The organism is Pseudomonas sp. W2Aug9 (assembly GCF_023127755.1).
Classification (GTDB): domain Bacteria; phylum Pseudomonadota; class Gammaproteobacteria; order Pseudomonadales; family Pseudomonadaceae; genus Aquipseudomonas; species Aquipseudomonas synxantha_A.
Genome location: NZ_SPKL01000034.1, coordinates 81,082 through 98,850, shown reverse-complemented (window position 1 = coordinate 98,850; position 17,769 = coordinate 81,082). Strand labels below are relative to the sequence as shown.

The 17,769-nt window shown below is 60.6% G+C and carries 18 protein-coding genes and 1 pseudogene; 13 read left to right on the top strand and 6 right to left on the bottom strand.

The annotated features are described in order from the left end of the window. Positions 1 to 229 precede the first annotated feature (229 nt). On the top strand, positions 230 to 1,339 hold the full coding sequence (locus E3O56_RS20835) for a P1 family peptidase (RefSeq protein WP_032876639.1): 1,110 nt from the start codon (positions 230 to 232) through the stop codon (positions 1,337 to 1,339). Here the strand turns inward: E3O56_RS20835 and E3O56_RS20830 are convergent. Beyond that, positions 1,330 to 2,130 (bottom strand): LuxR family transcriptional regulator, encoded by an 801-nt coding sequence (locus tag E3O56_RS20830; RefSeq protein ID WP_032876637.1) that lies wholly within the window; start codon positions 2,128 to 2,130, stop codon positions 1,330 to 1,332. The genes E3O56_RS20835 and E3O56_RS20830 overlap by 10 nt on opposite strands. A gap of 103 nt (positions 2,131 to 2,233) precedes the next feature. Here E3O56_RS20830 and E3O56_RS20825 point away from each other — a divergent pair, with 103 nt between their 5' ends. Both E3O56_RS20825 and E3O56_RS20820 read left to right on the top strand, forming a co-directional pair. Further along, complete coding sequence (locus tag E3O56_RS20825) at positions 2,234 to 3,049, top strand: carbon-nitrogen hydrolase family protein (protein ID WP_103735329.1); 816 nt, start codon at positions 2,234 to 2,236, stop codon at positions 3,047 to 3,049. A gap of 63 nt (positions 3,050 to 3,112) precedes the next feature. Then, positions 3,113 to 4,213: a polyamine ABC transporter substrate-binding protein gene (locus tag E3O56_RS20820; RefSeq protein WP_103735328.1), complete on the top strand. Its 1,101-nt coding sequence runs from the start codon at positions 3,113 to 3,115 to the stop codon at positions 4,211 to 4,213. On the opposite strand, the gene E3O56_RS20815 is transcribed toward E3O56_RS20820, so the two are convergent. After that, complete coding sequence (locus tag E3O56_RS20815; RefSeq protein WP_103735327.1) at positions 4,197 to 5,219, bottom strand: alpha/beta hydrolase; 1,023 nt, start codon at positions 5,217 to 5,219, stop codon at positions 4,197 to 4,199. The genes E3O56_RS20820 and E3O56_RS20815 overlap by 17 nt on opposite strands. A gap of 229 nt (positions 5,220 to 5,448) precedes the next feature. Between E3O56_RS20815 and E3O56_RS20810 the strand changes: the two genes are divergently transcribed. Continuing rightward, positions 5,449 to 7,632, top strand: coding sequence for a PAS domain S-box protein (locus tag E3O56_RS20810; protein ID WP_248128932.1), 2,184 nt, complete (start codon positions 5,449 to 5,451; stop codon positions 7,630 to 7,632). Beyond that, positions 7,629 to 7,991 carry a response regulator gene (locus E3O56_RS20805; RefSeq protein ID WP_248128931.1) on the top strand — a complete coding sequence of 121 codons (363 nt, stop codon included), beginning with the start codon at positions 7,629 to 7,631 and terminating at the stop codon, positions 7,989 to 7,991. Before E3O56_RS20810 ends, E3O56_RS20805 begins: the two co-directional genes overlap by 4 nt. Here E3O56_RS20805 and E3O56_RS20800 read toward each other — a convergent pair. Further along, positions 7,988 to 8,776 (bottom strand): helix-turn-helix transcriptional regulator, encoded by a 789-nt coding sequence (locus E3O56_RS20800; protein ID WP_248128930.1) that lies wholly within the window; start codon positions 8,774 to 8,776, stop codon positions 7,988 to 7,990. The two genes, E3O56_RS20805 and E3O56_RS20800, sit on opposite strands and share 4 nt — an antisense overlap. A gap of 147 nt (positions 8,777 to 8,923) precedes the next feature. Between E3O56_RS20800 and E3O56_RS20795 the strand changes: the two genes are divergently transcribed. From E3O56_RS20795 to E3O56_RS20765, 7 genes and pseudogenes are all read left to right on the top strand, one after another. Continuing rightward, on the top strand, positions 8,924 to 9,112 hold the full coding sequence (locus E3O56_RS20795) for a DUF1656 domain-containing protein (protein WP_032876622.1): 189 nt from the start codon (positions 8,924 to 8,926) through the stop codon (positions 9,110 to 9,112). A gap of 12 nt (positions 9,113 to 9,124) precedes the next feature. Next, positions 9,125 to 10,033, top strand: coding sequence for an HlyD family secretion protein (locus E3O56_RS20790; RefSeq protein ID WP_032876619.1), 909 nt, complete (start codon positions 9,125 to 9,127; stop codon positions 10,031 to 10,033). Then, entirely contained in the window at positions 10,033 to 11,988 is a 1,956-nt protein-coding gene (locus E3O56_RS20785) for an FUSC family protein (protein WP_248128933.1), read from the top strand. Before E3O56_RS20790 ends, E3O56_RS20785 begins: the two co-directional genes overlap by 1 nt. A 61-nt stretch (positions 11,989 to 12,049) precedes the next feature. Further along, positions 12,050 to 12,955, top strand: coding sequence for a transcriptional regulator GcvA (gcvA, locus tag E3O56_RS20780; RefSeq protein WP_032876613.1), 906 nt, complete (start codon positions 12,050 to 12,052; stop codon positions 12,953 to 12,955). Between the two features lie 75 nt (positions 12,956 to 13,030). Continuing rightward, positions 13,031 to 13,858: a DMT family transporter gene (locus E3O56_RS20775; RefSeq protein WP_032876610.1), complete on the top strand. Its 828-nt coding sequence runs from the start codon at positions 13,031 to 13,033 to the stop codon at positions 13,856 to 13,858. A gap of 29 nt (positions 13,859 to 13,887) precedes the next feature. Continuing rightward, positions 13,888 to 14,096: pseudogene (locus E3O56_RS20770) on the top strand (SDR family NAD(P)-dependent oxidoreductase); the annotation flags it as partial. Positions 14,097 to 14,443: 347 nt separating this feature from the next. Next, complete coding sequence (locus E3O56_RS20765) at positions 14,444 to 15,952, top strand: sensor domain-containing diguanylate cyclase (protein ID WP_148854125.1); 1,509 nt, start codon at positions 14,444 to 14,446, stop codon at positions 15,950 to 15,952. 15 nt (positions 15,953 to 15,967) lie between these two features. Here the strand turns inward: E3O56_RS20765 and E3O56_RS20760 are convergent, their stop codons facing one another. From E3O56_RS20760 to E3O56_RS20750, 3 genes are all read right to left on the bottom strand, one after another. Then, positions 15,968 to 16,117 carry a hypothetical protein gene (locus tag E3O56_RS20760; protein ID WP_177464527.1) on the bottom strand — a complete coding sequence of 50 codons (150 nt, stop codon included), beginning with the start codon at positions 16,115 to 16,117 and terminating at the stop codon, positions 15,968 to 15,970. 177 nt (positions 16,118 to 16,294) lie between these two features. Continuing rightward, a complete protein-coding gene (locus E3O56_RS20755) occupies positions 16,295 to 16,744 on the bottom strand; it encodes an N-acetyltransferase (RefSeq protein WP_103735320.1) in 450 nt (149 codons plus the stop codon). Next, the gene (locus E3O56_RS20750) at positions 16,741 to 17,190 is read right to left on the bottom strand and encodes a helix-turn-helix domain-containing protein (protein WP_248128929.1); all 450 of its coding nucleotides are present in this window, start codon (positions 17,188 to 17,190) and stop codon (positions 16,741 to 16,743) included. Before E3O56_RS20750 ends, E3O56_RS20755 begins: the two co-directional genes overlap by 4 nt. 81 nt (positions 17,191 to 17,271) lie before the next feature. Between E3O56_RS20750 and E3O56_RS20745 the strand changes: the two genes are divergently transcribed. Beyond that, on the top strand, positions 17,272 to 17,766 hold the full coding sequence (locus E3O56_RS20745) for a DUF2938 domain-containing protein (protein WP_248128928.1): 495 nt from the start codon (positions 17,272 to 17,274) through the stop codon (positions 17,764 to 17,766). Positions 17,767 to 17,769: the final 3 nt, after the last annotated feature.

Genomic DNA, 17,769 nt, shown 5'->3' with positions numbered 1-17,769 from the left:
GTGAATGTTTGCAAGCGGGATGTGAATGCGGTTTAGAGGGCTTTGCCCATTGGCAAATGATACGTACCGGTGCGATTGGCACCATGCCCGAAACCCCAGGCTTCATTTGCCATCGTCCAAAGCGGGGCCGACCTAACTCATCGGGGGTAACAACCGTGGGTTATCGTCAACGGCTGGCCGACTACCTAGACTTGAGCCAATTCTTCACGGGCTTATCGAGAGTAAAAACATGCGCTTACGAGACCTGGGCATCACCATTGGCACGGGCACACCCGGGGCGTTCAACGCCATCACCGACGTGCCCGGCGTTCGCGTCGGCCATCACACCCTCAATGCCGAAAGCACCGACGGCTCGATGCATACCGGTGTGACCATCATCGAGCCGCGGCCGGTCGCAGCTCATCTGGCGCCGTGTTTCGCCGGCGTTCACGTGCTCAACGGCAACGGCGACGCCACCGGTCTGGAGTGGATTCGCGAAGCAGGCTTGCTGACCACACCCATTGCCTACACCAATACCCACAGCGTCGGCGTGGTACGTGATGCACTGGTGGCCGCCGAACGTGAAATGGGCAAGCAACACACCTATTGGTGCATGCCGGTGGTGCTGGAAACCTACGATGGCATTTTGAGCGATATCTGGGACCAGCACGTCACCGCCGAGCATGTGCACGCCGCATTGGCGGATGCACACAGCGGCCCGGTGCAGGAAGGCTGCGTGGGCGGCGGTAACGGGATGATCTGCCATGAATTCAAAGGTGGGATTGGTACGTCGTCTCGCGTGCTGAGCGCCGAAGAGGGCGGCTGGACCGTGGGCGCACTGGTGCAGGCCAACTACGGCGTACGCAGCGCCTTGCGCGTGGCGGGTTACCCGGTGGGCAGCGTATTGCAGGACACGCCTTCGCCTTATGACGGGCCGGTGAACGTCGGCGTGCCTGGCATGGGGTCTATCGTGATCACCATCGCCACCGACGCGCCCTTGCTGCCCCATCAATGCACACGCCTGGCACAGCGCGCGAGTATCGGCTTGGCGCGGGTCGGTGGCGGCACCGAAGACGACAGCGGCGACATCTTCATCGCGTTCTCTGTAGGCAATACTGGCTTGCCGGTTGCTAATCTCGGGCAACCCGGCCCGCCGACCACGGCCTTACAGATGGTCAATAACGACTACATCTCCGCGTTGTTTGTGGCCGCTGCGGACGCCGTCGAGGAAGCAATTCTCAATGCTCTGTTGGCCGCCAACGACCTGCAGGGCCGTGGCCGACAAGCACTGGCGCTCAAACCTGAACAATTGCTGGCGGCGATGACGAAGGTGGGTTGGACGGCTGCTGTTCACTCCTGAGCCTGAAGGAACAATAGGAACAGCTCGGACTGGGATTTGATCCCCAGCTTGTTGTACATGTGCTTGCGATGCACCTTGACCGTTTCGGCAGAGATCGCCAGCTTGCGGGCGATCTCTTTGTTCGAGCAGCCACTGAGCATCAACTGCGCTACCTCGGCTTCACGGCTCGACAACGCCGAGCTGATCTGCAGCGTCGGTGACAGCAGGCGCTCTTGCCAGTCCGTTGACGGCTCTGCTGACGGCGCGCTGTTCGAAGCCTGTTCAAACACGCAGCGCTGACGCATCAGGCCGGCCACCCAGGGCTGGATCAACCGCAGCAGTGCCAGTTGCTCCTGGCTGAAGCGGCAACGGCTGCCCAACGACAGGCTCAGAGTGCGCTGGGGATCGAGTTGCACATTGAGATGTATCTCATCGGCGACCACGTTCAGGCGGAAGTAGCGCTGGTAATAATCGGTCTGCTCAAAACACTCGGGGGCAACGTCGTCCAGTTGAAACAGCCCACTTCGCGGTGATTCGCGATTGGCCAGGTAAAACGGATCGAGCAGGTAAAGCCCCTTGAGGTAGTCCTGGAACAGCGAGTCGGTGCCGCCTTCCTCCGTAGGCGATTCAGCCAGTACCAGTGGCCTGCCAGGGTTGAAGATCAGTACCACCCAGCTGTCCACCGGCACATAGCGCCCGAGCAAACGCGTCATGGATACCCAGAAGTGCGGTTGGTCGAGGTTTTCGATCAGCCGCCCGACCGCGTCATGCCAGGCCACATCCTGCAAGGTCAGATTGGTTTGACTACCCATTGCGGGGTACCCCATTGAAGTAATTTTTTCCCATTGCGCTGCACCCCATACTCATTTGAAGGCCCGGGTAAATTCGGGTTTCCACTTTGCCCAAGGACCTGCCATGAACATCGAACTCTTGCAGTTAGCCGGCCGCGACGGTGATACCGCTTATAACCTGGGACGCACCTTGGAGACCATCGCCAACTGCAACGCGGATACCGACTTGCTGGTATTTCCGGAAACCCATTTGATGGGCTTCGTCGGTGGCGAACAACTGGCCAAGGTCGCCGAGCCTCTGGACGGCCCGACGCTGCAAACCGTGCAGCAGGCGGTGCGCCAACGCAATGTGTCGGTTGTGATTGGCTTGGTCGAACGTGATGCGGACGCCTATTACAACACCTCGGTATTGATCACACCCGAGGGTATTGCCCTGCGCTATCGCAAAACCCATCTGTGGCCCTCCGAGCGCGCCGACATCACGCCAGGCGATCGCTTCGTCACTACGCTGTGGAACGGCGTGCGTGTCGGCCTGCTGATCTGCTACGACATCGAGCTGCCGGAAACGGCGCGGGCGCTGGCGCAACTGGGTGCTGAATTGATCATCGTCACCAACGGCAACATGGACCCCTACGGCCCGGTGCATCGCACCGCGATCATGGCCAGGGCCCAGGAAAACCAGCTGTTCAGCGTGATGGTCAACCGCGCAGGGCAGGGCGATGACGGCTTGGTGTTTGCTGGCGGAAGCGCCGTGGTCGACCCGTTTGGTCGCCTGTTGTACGAAGCCGGGCGCGAAGAAACCCGTCATGCGATCAGTCTGGACCTTGCTCAAATCAAGGCGGCTCGCAGGGATTATCACTACCTCAATGATCGTCGGTTGCTGCTGCAAGGCGAGGCTGTCGAGCATCCCAATGGCCGCCGTGAACTGCTGATTCGCTGACCGCGTTTGTACCCTCCATAACAATAATCAGCTGGCGCGCAGGTGCCGGCCCAGGAGTTCGTGATGATCGCTATTCGATGTATGCAATGGGGACTGGCTGCCGTGATCAGCGGCGTAATGGCTTGCGCTCAGGCGGCGGAGCCGAAGGTCAATATCTATAACTGGTATGACTTCATCGCGCCCACTACGCTGAAGGATTTCCAGGCGCAGACCGGCATTCAATCGGCCTACGACGTGTTCGACAACAGCGAGGTCATGCAAAGCAAACTTATGGCCGGGCGTAGCGGCTATGACGTGGTAGTCGCTACCGGCGACCTGTTGCCGAACCTGATCAAGGCCGGTGTACTCAAGGAACTGGATCGCTCGCAACTGACCAACCTGTCACATCTGGATCCGGATATCCTGGCCAAGGTCAGCAGCAACGACCCCGGTAATCGTTTTGCCGTGCCTTATCTGTGGGGCACCACCGGCATTGGTTACGACGTCGCCAAAGTCCACGCGCTCCTGGGTGACAACGCACCGGTAGATTCCTGGGACCTGATTTTCAAAGAAGAAAACCTCGCCAGGCTGGGCGAGTGCGGCGTGGCGATGCTGGATGCGCCCGCTGAAATCATCCCGATCGCCTTGCACTATCTGGGGTTGCCCTATAACAGCCAGAACCCGGAAGACTACCTCAAGGCCCAGGCCCTGTTGTTGAAACTGCGCCCGCACATTCGCTACTTCGACTCCTCGCGCTTTATCACCGATCTGGCCAACGGTGATATCTGCGCCGTCGTCGGCTGGGCGGGCGGCGTGATGGACGCTCGCAAAGCTGCCGATGCCGCCGGCAATGGTCGCCGGATCCAGTACAGCATTCCCAAGGAAGGCGCGCCGATCTGGGTGGAAAACCTGGTGCTGCTCAACGATGCACCGAATCCCCAGCAGGGCCTGGCGTTCATCGACTACATGCTGCGCCCGCCGGTGATTGCCGCGTCGTCCAATTACCTCAGCTATGCCAATGCCAACAAGGACGCCAAAGGGCTGGTTGATGCGAAGGTGCGCGATAATCCTGGGGTTTATCCTTCCAAGGCAGTGCTGGATACGCTGTTTGCGCTGGAGCCGCTGCCGTTGAAACTGGAGCGGGTGCGTACGCGGGTCTGGAGCAAGGTCAAGAGTGGGACCTGAGCTTGCGTAGCCAGGTGCTTATGGCTTCAACGAGTTCGACCTTGCATTCCACCGGCAACCAATGCCCGCCGGGTAGGCTTGCCACGGTGAGATCTACGCAGGCCGCCCGCATTGGATCGCCCAGCTGATTACCTTTGATGGTGTTCATTTGATCGTAGTCGCCGTTCACAAACAGTACGGGCAATGACAAGAGGCCGCCATTTAACGCCCGGTGCGCATATTCAATGTTGGCATCGTCGTTTAAATACCAGGCGCAGGGAGCGCGGAAACCATGCGCCTGGAAACTGCGCACCAATTGCGCGAAGTCTGCCTGCGGCCAGAGCGCAAGGTCTGGCTGGGTGAGGGGGGCCCGGTGCGCTTGGCCGAACCGCCCGCCCTTGCGGGTCACTTCGGCATTCGCTGCAATCTTGCCGATATTCGCCGGGTCGCCTCGGCGATAAATCGACGCCAGCGATGCGGCTTTATCCGCATCAAGGTCAGCGACAGCGCACGCAAAGTGTGTGTTGTAGTAGCGGTAATAATCCCATTGACCGTCCGGATACGTGTCCGCCGGGTAGATCGAGCGATCAACCAGTGGGACGAGCGTTGGCAGCGCGTTAGTGGTGGGGAAGTACGGGACCGAAATCAATACAACACCGCAACTGCGCTGAGGCTCATGAGCGACCAGTTCACCCGCCACGACGCTGCCCCAATCGTGGCCTACCCAAATGGCGGGCCTGCCACCGAGATGGTCGTGAAGCTCTGCCATGTCGGCCACGATGTTTTCAAGGGTGTACGCCTGCGTGGGCGCGGGTGCAGAAGAACGACCATAACCGCGCATGTCGGGTGCAACGCAGTGCCAGCCTTGTGCCGCGAATGCTTGGATCTGTGCGCGCCAGATCAGGCTGAGCTCCGGCCAACCGTGCAGGAACAGCATCAATGGCCCATCGGCCGGTCCCATCTCTACATAGTGCGTCGTATGGCGCGGGGTATTGAGGACACGCGAGGTCAGCTTGGAAGTGGACACAGTCTCTCCTCATGCTACGTCGGCTGATAAACTCGAAGCGGCAACACTATACTGAGCGGTAGGCTTCATGTTTCGTTCCCATTCGGCGCTTCCAGCGCCCGAGGCAAAGTCTTGCGTGTGAATGAAATTTATCCAAGGTGGAATGCTTTCTCGGTACATACACTCAGGGAAGAGCGAAAGGCGGCAATAGCAGTCGCGTTTTTCAACACAGGTGCATTGAGGATCAAGTATGTTGAATGTTGACCAGCCCCCCACAACCACACGCGAACCCAGTGAATACGAGAGCCTGGTCGCGATGGGGACTCACTTGCTCGATGTGATTCCGGGGGCAATTTACCTCTGTGACCGCCACGGGTGGCTCGTCAGGTTCAACAGCGAAGCGGTTAGTTTGTGGGGACGAACACCAGCCCTCGGTAAGCATGGCGACCGCTATTGCGGCTCATATCGACTTTATACGACGGACGGCGCGCCATTGGCGGTCGACGAATGTCCGATGGCTTCCACGCTCAACGCTGGCCTGTGTGCGCGTAATCAGGAAGTCTTGATCGAGCGCCCTGACGGATCTCGCTTCGTAGCGCTCATGAATGTCCGCACGCTTAGCGATCGCCATGGACGAATCCAGGGCGCGATCAATTGCTTTCAGGACGTCTCGGCGCACCACGCAATAGCCGAGGAGCTGCGACGCAAAAGTTCCGACCTCGAAGACTTTTTCGAAAACAGCGCCGTGGGCCTGCATATTGTCAGCGGCGAAGGCATTATCCTGCGCGCCAATAAAGCCGAGTTATCGCTGCTGGGCTATTGCGCGGACGAATACATCGGCCGTCACATCACTGAATTTCATGTGGATGAACCGGTCATCGGCGACATCCTCCATAAACTCGGCAGCGGCGATTGCCTGAACAGTTACCCGGCGCGCCTGCGGGCCAAGGACGGCAGCATCAGGCACGTAGCGATTACCTCGAATGGGCGATTCGAAGACGGCAAGTTCTTCAACACACGTTGCTTCACGATTGACGTGACCCGCGTGCACGACGCCGAAACCGGGCGCCAGGAGAGCGATGACCGGCTGGCGGCGACCTACGAGGCGGCGACCATCGGCATTGCCGAGGCTGGCGAGGACGGTCGCCTGCTGCGGGTCAACGATGCCCTTTGCACCATGCTCGGGCGCCCTCGTGAGCAATTGCTGGCGATGACCTTCCTGGACTACACCCACCCAGACACTGTCGAGCAGGACGCGGCGTTATACGCACGACAGGTGGCGGGTGAACTGGACAACTACGTGTTGCGCAAACGCGCGTTCAAGCTCGATGGCCAGGCGCTTTATCTGGATGTTCATAGCTCGTCGGTCAGGGCGCCGGATGGCCGGTTCCGCTATGGTGTGCGGGTCATTCAGGACGTCACGCTGGCCCGAAAAATGGAAAACCGGGTGCGTGAAAGCGAGCGGCACATGCGCGATCTGCTCGAGGCGCTGCCGGCAGCGGTCTACACCACCGACGCCGAAGGGCGTATCACTTTTTATAATCGTGCGGCCGTCGAGTTGTCGGGGCGCACGCCGCAACTGGGCGACCTGTGGTGTGTCACCTGGAAACTGTTCAACACTGACGGCTCTTTTCTGCCTCACGACCAATGCCCGATGGCCGTGGCACTCAAGGAAAACCGCGCCATACGCGGCGTCGAGGCCGTCGCCGAGCGCCCGGATGGCACCCGCGTGTCTTTCACGCCGTATCCAACCCCGCTGCACGACGCCGATGGCAATCTGATCGGCGCGATCAACATGCTTGTGGATATCACCGAGCGAAAGCAGGCCGAAGACCGACAAAAGAACTTGATCGATGAACTCAATCATCGGGTCAAGAACACTCTGGCCACGGTCCAGTCCCTGGCGTCCCAGACCGCGCGTAACGCGCAGGATGCCAAGGACGGCTACACCCGGTTCGAAGCCCGATTGCTCGCCTTGTCGCGTGCCCATGACCTGCTGACGAAGCGGCATTGGGGCCTTACGCCGCTGGGAGTGCTGGCCCAGGAAGTGTTGGTGCCGGTGTTTGGCCATGATTCCGGTCGCGTGGTGATTGCCGGTGATGCCATCGAGGTCGACACCCGCGTCGCCCTGAACCTGACCATGACACTTAACGAACTGGCGATCAACGCCCTCAAATACGGAGCGATGTCCACCGACACCGGGACACTCTCGGTGAGCTGGAGCGTGCGACCCCAGCCCAGCGGCGCGCTGCTCACCGTGGACTGGCGCGAACAAGGCGGGCCTTCGGTATCCACGCCGGAGCGCGAAGGCTTGGGGTCGCGGTTGATGAAGCGCTGTATCGAGCGTGATCTAGGCGGTTCGTTCGAACTCGACTTCGCCCCTGAGGGCGTTCACTGCCGCTTCTCGTTTATGCTCGCTGAGAACCAGACATGACCACGTTCCCAGGCACCAGAGTGCTTCTGGTTGAAGACGAGGGCACCATCGCCATGTTGATCGAGGAAATGCTCGAAGAGCTGGAGTGCACCGTAGTCGCCTCCGTGGCCCAACTCGCCAAGGCGATACACGTGGCAGGGGTGGTGGATGTCGACTTGGCGATCCTCGACGTGAACCTGGCTGGAGAATACGTCTTCCCAGTGGCGCGGATTCTGCGCGCACGCCACATTCCGTTTTTGTTCAGTACGGGCTACGGCGGCAGTGGCCTGCCGGAAGAGTTCAGGGGCTGTCCGGTCTTGCATAAGCCATTTGCGGAAAAGGATCTGCGGTTGAAAATTGCGCTGACGCTGGAGTCTTAGGTAAGACCCACGGTGTTGCGCAGGTAACGGGCCGGTGAGGTGCCCAGGGTTTTACGAAACATCGTGATGAACGAGCTGACTGACTCATAGCCGAGCGCTTCAGCGGTTCTCTGCACTGATTGCCCTTCGGCCAGGCTTTGCAGGGCGACGATGATCTGCCATTGCTTGCGCCATTGTCCGAAGGTCAGGCCGGTTTCGGCTTTTACCAGGCGGGCCAGCGAGCGTTCGCTCATGGCCACGTGGCGTGCCCAGTTTGCCATGGTGGCGCGGTTGGCGGGATCTTGCGCCAGGGCCCGGGCGATGGTACGCAACGGGTTCGAGGCGGGTAGAGGCAGGTAGAGTTGTTCGGTGGGGGCCAGTTCAAGCGCTTCGAGCAGTACGTGGGCCAATCGAGCAGTGCGTGAATCGGCCGGGTAATCCTGAGCCTGGCCGCTCAGGTGCAGGATCAGCTCAAGGATCAATGGCGACAGCGCCAAGGTACAGCAGCGATCCGGCAGCGATGCAGCGCCGGGCTCCACGAACAGAAAACACACCTGCCCGTTGGCTGTCACGCGGTTGCTATGGGCGACGCCCCCCGGGATCCACACGCCGAACCCTGACGGCACCATCCACACGCCATATTCCACCGTACACACAATGCCACCGCAACACGCCACCACCAGTTGCCCCTTGCGGTGCTTGTGTACGGCAGACTCGCTGTCGTTGCGCTGGGGTTCCAGCATCAGCGCTACGGCGGGCTGGGAAAGGGTGTCGTACTCAAACTGATCGACTTGGATCTGTGTCATGCAAGGTCATCCAGGGTTGTCCGGATTTGATTATATTTTGGCAGTGTACTCAATATCGGCAGTGGCAGTAATTCCCTAGCATCACCTACAAGCCTTGCCTTCCTTGGGCGGGCGACTGCTAGAACCTTCCGAATCCCGGTGCTTGCCATGCTTAGCGAAATCTCGATTGCCAACCTCTACTTTCCGCCCTTGTTGATCTACCTCGGTGCGTCCCTCCTGGCCTACCGGCTGATCGAACGTCTGGCCGGTCGCTGGCTGGACCGAGCGTGGCACCCGGCGCTGGCGCGTTTTTTTGTCTCGCTCATCGTCGTGTCGACGATGGTCGTCCATTGCTGAGCGAGGCCGCGCATGTCTATCGTCAAACTGCTTAAAACTGCCGCCACCGTGGGGCTTGGCGTGCTGGCCCTGGTGTTTTGCCTGCAACTCTGGCGGGCTTACGTGCTGGCGCCCTGGACGCGGGATGGGCGGGTGAGTGCGCAGGTGATCCGCATTGCGCCCGAGGTGTCCGGCCAAATCGATCAGTTATGGGTCAGTGACAACCAATGGGTGGCAAAGGGGGCTTTGCTCTATCGGATTGATACGCGTGCTTATCGATTGACCCAGCAGCAGCGCGCAGCGCAATTCGCAGAAGCGCGGAGTGTGTTCGAGCAGCGCAGTGCGCAGTTCAAGCGGCGCGCGCAACTGGGCGGCGCCATCGCCCGGGAAGAGATCGACAACGCGGCGCGTGACTTGGCCGTGGCCCAAGCACGTTTGGACGCGGCACGCAGCCAGTTGGCCCAGGCCCAGCTCGACCTTGACCGCACGACTGTGCGTTCGCCAGTGGACGGCTACGTCACGCAACTGCGGTTGCAGCCCGGTGACTATGCGCAGGCGGGTGCTACCAACCTGTTCGTGGTCGACGCTCATAGTTTCTGGATCACGGGCTATTTTGAAGAGACCAAGCTGCCGGGTGTACTCATCGGCGCACCGGTGTCGATCAAGCTGATGGGCTTTGACCCGCTGCTGGAAGGCCACGTGGCAAGCCTGGGCAGAGGCATTGCCGACACCAATGAGTTGCGCAACGACAGCGGCTTGCCCCAGGTGAGCCCGACCTTCAGTTGGATTCGTCTGGCCCAGCGAGTGCCCGTGCGCATCGAGTTGGACAAGGTGCCGGATGGGGTGGAGTTGGCGGCGGGCATGACCGCCAGTGTCGAAGTGACGCAGCCGGGCGCCGCAGCGCGCTGGCGACTCACCCAATGGCTGCAGGCGTTCATGTGATGACTGGCCTGGCGACACGCTTGTTCGCGGCGATCCCTCGGCCCTGGACATCCGCCACGCTTGCCTACGTGCTGCGTAGTCTATTGGCGGCAAGCCTGGCACTCTGGCTTGGTTTCCAACTGCATCTGGATTCGCCATTCTCGGGTGCGTCCACGGTGTTGTTGCTGGTGCAGCCCATCCAAGGGGCAGTGCGAGGCAAGGGTGTGTACCGGATGCTGGGCACCCTGGTCGGCATGGTCGCAGCCTTTGTGCTGATGGGGCTGTTCGCGCAACAGATGCTGTTGTTCATACTGGGCGTCGGTATATGGCTGGGCCTGTGCGTCGGTGCAATGACGGTTTTGCGTCATTACCAGGCCACCGCGGCAGTGGTGGCGGGCTATACGGTGTGTTTGGCGCTGGGCCCTGCCATCGTCGCCCCGGAACAGGGCTTCGACCACATCATCACTCGTGGCACGGCGGTAGCGCTCGGCGTGCTCAGCTTGAGCCTGGTAGCGACGCTGTTCAGCGCCAAGACCATGGCGCATAAAGTTCGAAGCTCGCTGATCGACGCCTGTGCGCGCAGCGCCCGGCTGCTCGCGGCAAGCCTTGTGGGTGAAGAGCCTGCGCAGCTGGCGATGCAACGGCACCAGCTCGCGATCGATATCAGCAAGGTGGACGACCAGCTTGGGCTCGGCCGTGGCGAATCGTCGCTGATCCGCTCGCGGCAGCTGGCGATTCAGGCCGGCCTGGCGCATCTGCAGTCGGCTGTGCTCGACGTGCACCCGGACGACCCCGACCCCGCAATCGACCCCGCGTTGCGCGCCCGCATAAGCACAGGCTTGCAGCAACTGAGTGAATGCCTGGCGCAGTCTCGCTGCGACTTTCGCGCCGCGGCCGCGACACTGGAGCAACTGCGTCGCTGGGTGGATGATTGCGCCCACTCAAGCCCACACCTGCGGTTGCGCAGCGAACGCTTGGACGACCAACTGGCGGACTTGGGCGAGGCCCTGTTGAACTTCGCCAGCCTCGACCAGGCTCGCCGCGCACCGGTACGCGCCGTGGGGTATCACCGCCATTACGCGGATGCGGCGCGAAACGGCATCCGGGCACTGCTCGCCATACTGAGTGTGGGTGCGATCTGGTATTTCAGCGGCTGGGATCAAGGGCCCACATTACTGGCGGTGCTGGGGCCGTACTGCACCCTGGTGGCGACAGCTGCCGCGCCAGCCCAAGGTATCAACGGTTTTATCCGCGGCACGCTCTACGCGATTGTGGCGGCGGCGCTGTGCAAATTCCTGTTGATGCCACAGATCAACGGCTTCCCTCTGTTGTTGCTGGTCATGGCAGGCTTCTGGTCGTTCGGCATCCATGCCACGAGCCAGCCGCGCCATGCCCTGCAAGGGGTTGCCTACCTGATCGGCTTCAACACCCTGGTGAGCACCGGTATGACCGCCACCTACGATTTCGTCGGTTTCGCCAACCAGGCGCTGGCCTGGATCGTAGCGATGATTGTGTGCCTCTTGGCGTTTCAGATCCTGCCCAAAGATCCAGCCAGGCAGGTACGCGCATTGACACGTGCGCTGCACCGGCACACACGCCTGCTGCTACGCCAGGCAAATACAATCGATCATGCTCAATGGCAAGCGGAGCAACAACACCGGTTAGTTACGTTGAAGAGTTTGCTTGGCGCTGATCACCCGCACGCTGACCCGGCGGGCTACTTGTCGCTGCAACTGAGCAAGCAATTGAATCGGCTACAGCGCAAAGCCAGCGGTGTTGATCCGGCATCTCCCGTGGCCCGATGCGTGCAAAGCGGTGCGCGGCGGGTTGCACGATATGCCCATCATCCCGCGATCGGCGCCGCACAGGCGCGGCGCACATCCCGGTCGTTGAGCAGGCTTGGTGCGCCTCATCTGGCGAGCGGATATCAGCACTTGGCGCGGCTGCTGGAGCAATACGCGAACCTGGTGCTTTAGGGCTAACATGAGTCAATGCTCATGCTCAGCGCTTACTGCTAACTCGCCGGACACCCTATCTATGAGAGATCTGCCGCCCACCGCGACCTTGCGCGCCTTCGAAGCCGCCACTCGCCACCCGACCTTTACCGCGGCCGCGCAGGAGTTGCATGTTACTCAGAGCGCGGTCAGCCACCAGCTCAAACACCTGGAAGCGCTTTGGGGCCTGGCGTTGTTCGAGCGTGGCCAGTCGTTACGCCTGACCCCGGCGGGGGCTACCCTGGCGCCCATCGTGCGCGAATTCTTCATGAGCCTGGAGGCGACCCTGGCCGACCTGCGCGAGCAAAAGGGCAGGGTACGGCTCAAGGTCAGCACCACTTATTCCTTTGCCTTGAAATGGCTGCTGCCACGCTTGCCGAACCTCGCTCGCCAGCACCCCGAGCTGCTGGTTGCGCTGGACACCACGGACGACGTCATCCACTTTTCCGACGCCCAAGCGGATGTCGCGGTCCGGCTGGGCAAGGGGAATTACCCGGGCCTGTATTCGGAGTTTTTGTTCGGCGAGCAGGTGTTTCCCGTGGCCAGCCCCGAACTGTTGCGGCGCCTTGGCACCCCGGGCAGCCCCGCCCATTTATTGGACTTCCCGCTGCTGGCCCGCGATGGCGCCGAGCTGGCACCGAAATGGGAGGTCTGGTTTCAAGCGGTGGGGCTGGCTTTTACGCCGCTCAGGGAAAGCGTCAGGTTTGGCGATACCAACATGACCGTCGAGGCGGCCCTGCTCGGCCATGGCATCGCGTTGGTGCGCAGCGGGCATGTGGAGCAGGAAATAAGTGACGGTCGCCTGGTGCGCCTGTTCGATGTGCCGTTCCCGTCACCGCTTGCCTACTATTTTGTGTGCCCCAAGGGCATCGAAACCCAGCCGCATATCTTCAGCTTTCGTCAATGGCTGATGAGCGAGGCGCTGAAAGTACAACGGGCGGATCAATGAGGTATGAGTATCTGTTCATGCTGTGATGAGCAGACTTCGCTGTAAGGCGGGGCCTTGGCTTGCCTAAGATGGCGCATGCCTACTCATATCATCTTCCTGGTGCTGTTCGCCGCCCTGCTTCATGCCAGCTGGAACGCGCTATTGCGTGGTGGTGCCGACCGGCTGTGGTCAATGACTGTCATGTGCATGGCCATTGCCTTCACCAGTCTCATCGCCGCTACGTTCATGGTGACGCCGGCGATTGAGAGCTGGGGCTATGGGGTGCTTTCGGCGTTGCTGCATGTTGGTTACAACCTGTTCCTGGTGCGCAGCTACCGGGTGGGCGACCTGGGGCAGATCTATCCGATTTCCCGGGGCTCGTCGCCGGCGCTGATCACCCTGGGGGCTGCGGTATTTGCCGGGGAACGCATTGCGCCCGTCGAGTTGCTGGGGATTGCACTGGTGTCAGGGGCGATTATTTCCCTGGCTTTCAGCGGGCGTCGGTTGTCGGTTCCCAGCCTGCCTTATGCGCTGGGAACGGGCTGTTTCATCGCGGCCTACAGCGTTGTCGACGGTATCGGCGCCAGGCTCTCCGGCGCGCCGCTGGCCTATACCGTATGGATGTGCGCGTTGTGGGGCGTGATGATGCCAGCGGTGTACATCGGCCTGCGCGATGCCCGCAGTTTATTAAGCCTGCGCCCCGGTACCTTGGCCGCAGTGGTCGGCGGGCTGGTGTCTTTGCTGGCCTATGCAATTGTGATCTACGCGATGAACGAAGCGCCGTTGGGCGCGGTATCGGCATTGCGCGAAACCAGCGTGTTGTTCGCGATGTTGATTGGCTACTTTTTTCTTGGCGAAACCCTTACCGCGCGCAGGGTCCTGGCGTGCGTGGTGATCGCCGGCGGCACCCTCATCATCGGCTGATACAGCCATCATCCAAGGAGGTATTTTCAATGGTTGACGTCTCGCAGGCACCGCTGATCCTGATCACCGGTGGCAGTCGCGGAGTGGGTGCCGCGACCGCCCGGCCATCGACCGCAGGTTCGGGCGCCTCGACGTACTGGTCAATAATACCGGCGTGCTGACGACTCAGTCGCGTCTGGAGGACCTGAGCCTGGAGCGCATGCAGCGCATCTTCGCGGTCAACGCCATCGGCCCGATGCCCGTGTGGTTAAAGGTGAGCACTGGTAGAACGGTGCCGGGCCCTGGAGGTTGCTTGCACTGGCCCTGAAGCATCGGTTGTTTCACTTGAGGCGAGTGTGGCAGAGGTTGAAGGCGCGATAGATGATCTTGAGCAGGCGCTGTTGAGTTTTCAGCAGGGTGGGGCGTGAGCCGTATGGTCCGGTTCAAGCCGAGGCGAGGCTGTTGGTGTAGGAAATTTCTGTGGGTGCTATTGCTGCAGTGCAAGCAGAGTGCTTGTATGCTTGCGCCCATAAACCGGTGGCCTCTGTAAGTGCCGACGTTCGAATGATGGCTGGACTGGAAACCGGACTTCCTTAAGGTGCCGACGTGAAGCGCGATACCCGCCTTGTGATGCTTTTGCTGTTGGTGATTGGTTGCTCCCTGACCTCGTTGACGATCTGGAAGGTTCTGTCTTCGCGTGAGCGCGCGCTGGCGGAAGTGGATGTGCATGGTTTGAACCTGACCCAGGCACTCAATACCTATACCGAAGGTATCGTCCGGCAAAGCGCGCTGTTGTTGCTGGGCCTGGTCGAGCGCCTCGAAACCGAAGGCAGTGGCCCGGCGCAAATCGAGCGTATCCATGCGTTGATCAACCGCCAGCAGCCGCTGATGCCGCAGCTCAGTGGCATCACGGTGTATGACCGTCAGGGCGGCTGGTTGATGTCCTCCAACCGGCGGATTCCAGAGGGGGCCAATAGCAGCGATCGCGCCTATTTCATTCATCATCGTGACGATCCGAGCCCCGAGCCGTTCATTGGCCCACCGGTTCAGAGCCGTGCCAATCAGGAATGGGTGGTTACCGTCAGCCGCCGATTCAATGATGCATCGGGCAATTTTGCCGGGGTGGTCGCGGTGACGCTGGGGGTGGAAAACTTTCTGCGCGTGTTCGGCAAGCTTGACGTTGGCCAGGAGGGTGCCATCGGCTTGTCCTACACCGACGGCACGTTGCTGGTGCGCTATCCCTTCCGTGAACAGGACATGGGGCGCAATTTTTCCAAGTCGCCTATTTACGCCAAGTATTTCGATCAGCCTTTCGGCACCACCGCGCATACCTCCAGCCTGGATGGTGTGGAGCGGTTGTATGCCTTTCGCAAAAGCGAAACGCTGCCGCTGATTACCACCGTCGCGCTGGGCAAGCATGAAGCCCTCGCGGCGTGGCGCATCGAGGCGGCACTGTCGGCAGTCGTGGTGGCGGGCTTGTTGGGGCTGACCGGGCTGATCGGCTGGTTCCTGATTCTGGATATTCGCCGGCGAACCGCGGCGGAAGAGGCGCTGCGCGTCGCCCAGCAACAGTTGCTCGATTCCAATCGTCAATTGGCGTTCCTGGCGATGAAGGACGCGTTGACCGGTTTGGCGAACCGCCGTTGTTTCGATGAAACACTGGCCCTGGAAGCACGCCGGGCGCAGCGTGAAGGTACGTCGCTGGCGTTGTTGATGATCGATATCGACCATTTCAAACGCTACAACGATGCCTTCGGTCACGTGGTCGGCGACACTTGCTTGCAGAGGGTCAGCAGGCTATTGGAACGATGCGCGCGACGACCGTCAGACCTGGTGGCGCGTTATGGCGGTGAGGAAATGGCGATCATCATGCCCGGCACCGACAGCCAAGGCGCGGCGGTGGTCGCGCAACGGATCCTTGACTCGCTGCAGCACGAAAACATCACGCACCCAGGCAGCCCGTTCGGTTACGTCAGTGTGAGTATCGGCATTGCCACGGGCACGGGTTCGCGTCTGGAACCGCCGCTCGGATTGATCGAGGCGGCTGATCAGGCGCTTTACTCGGCGAAGGCTGCGGGACGCAATGGATTTTCCCTGCACGCCACGGGGCATTGATTGTCTGCTCTAACCTCACATCCCCAGCGTCGGAATCATCACTTCACCACACTCCATGAGTTGGCCCGCCGTCACTTCCAACTGCGCAGTGGGCTTGGCCGCATAGCCAGCGATGAAGCCGGCGCTTAGCAGTAAAAGGCACAGGCAGGCTTTTCTCAGAATCATGCGCGTAGTTCTCAAATTAGGTCGCAAGGGAGATGCACAGATTGTGTATTCAAGAAAAGGTTCCTGAACAAGGCGTCACACCGTTAGCTGATCGCCAATAGGCAAGCGCCGAACACGCATGCCGGTGGCCGCCGCAAGGGCATTTCAACTCCTCGCCGATGCGCCGGGTTGGAGTAATCAGGGCAGTGGGTCAAATAATCCATCAGGCGCCCAGCCCATCACTGTTTCAAGGTGACCTGTGTGTTCGTCCCGTTGCTCTCTGAATACGGTAAAACCGTGCTTCTTGTAGAAGTGAAGGCTGGGAACATTCTGCGAATACACGCTCAGTTGAAGTGAGGTTCTGGCTGCCTGCGCGTCCTTGAGCAATTGTGTACCGATACCACTGCCCTGATGCTCAGGCGCGACAAACAGCGCCGCCAGGGTGTCTTCATATACGCAACTGAAGCCCAGCACTTTCCCGTCGGCTTCAAACACACGGGTCACGGCGCTGGGCAGGTAGACCTCGCGCATGGCGCCCAGTTGGTCATGCCAGAAGGCGGGGTCGATAAAGTGGTGGGCCAGGATGGACGCGTGCAGCCAAATATCCAGGACGGGTTCCAGGTCGGCAGGTTGAAAGTGGCGAATCATAGTGCCTCAGTGTTTGAGTGAGCAGGCCGAACCCTGGCGAGACCGGCGCTGCCGCGCTTGAAGGTTCCTGCTGCTGCGATGGTGAGTAGGCGGCGAAAAGTCGGGCATTGTGCGTGGTTGGGGGTAGGGCAGGCGGCCGCATGGCGCAAGCCCCGGCTCATCGCCTGCAGGTGTTTGACCGTGGCATCAATCTCGTCGGCCTTGGCCAGCAGTACCGCTCTATCCACATTGGCCTGGCCATTGGGTGACAGCATGGCGTGTATCTCGTCCAGCGACAGGCCACCCGCCTGCCCGAGGGCGATGACCGCCAACTGCTCAACGACCGCTGCTGCGAAATGACGGCGAGCACCGGGCGGGCTGGTCGATGTAATCAACCCCTTCTTTTCATAAAAACGCAGCGTATGGGCAGGAATGCCCGTGCGTTTGACGACCTCGGTGATATCCATTGGCAGACCATTGACTTGAAGTTGACTTCAACTTCTATGATGCCTGCGCAGGTCGAATGGGTCCATGACTAAGAGGTAGGTATGACAGCGCTGGAAGGGGGTGCACAGGTGGTGTTGTTGGGGGCAGGGGCTACCGTGGTGATGGATATGTGGATGCTGCTGATGAAGGTGCTTGGCGTTCCGACCCTGAATTTTGCGTTCGTTGGGCGTTGGGTCGGCCATGCGTGCCGGGGGCGATTTGCGCATTCAAGCATTGGGCAAGCGCTTCCCGTTCGAGGTGAAGTAGCCCTGGGTTGGATCGCGCATTACGTCACCGGAGTGGTGTTCGCGTGGGTGCTGGTGTGGATTGAAGGCGATGCCTGGTTGCTGGCGCCGACCTTTGTACCTGCACTGGCGTGGGGTGTTGTGACAGTGGCCGTTCCGCTGTTTGTGATACAGCCGGCCATGGGGGCCGGGTTTGCATCGTCCAGGACGCCGACGCCAGGCAAGAACCGACTGCGCAGCCTGATCAACCACGGCGTGTTTGGTGTGGGCCTTTACCTGGCGGCGTGGGTGATCGCCTGGGCCTGGGCCTGATGC